Origin of the sequence: Streptomyces sp. MMG1533 (genome assembly GCF_001279775.1) — a bacterium.
GTDB lineage: Bacteria > Actinomycetota > Actinomycetes > Streptomycetales > Streptomycetaceae > Streptomyces.
In genome coordinates this window covers 1-286 of record NZ_LGDG01000177.1, presented here as the reverse complement: position 1 = coordinate 286, position 286 = coordinate 1, and the positions used below count along the sequence as shown (strand labels likewise).

The window sequence follows — 286 nt, the reverse complement described above, 5'->3', positions numbered from 1 at the left end:
CAAGATCGTCTCCGGGCTGCACCAGCACACCGAGGGCGACTTCCTCGTCGACGGCACCCCGGTGCGCTTCTCCACCCCGCGCGAAGCCCTCGACAAGGGGATCGCCACCGTCTACCAGGACCTGGCGACGGTTCCGCTGATGCCGGTGTGGCGCAACTTCTTCCTCGGCTCCGAGATGACCAAGGGCCCCTGGCCCGTCCGCCGCCTCGACATCGAGACGATGAAGAAGACCGCGGACGAGGAACTGCGCAACATGGGCATCATCCTCGACGACCTCGAACAGCCC

1 pseudogene is annotated in these 286 nt (G+C 66.4%); it reads left to right on the top strand.

The features are described from left to right. Nucleotides 1–286, top strand: a pseudogene (locus ADK57_RS18285) (sugar ABC transporter ATP-binding protein); the annotation flags it as partial.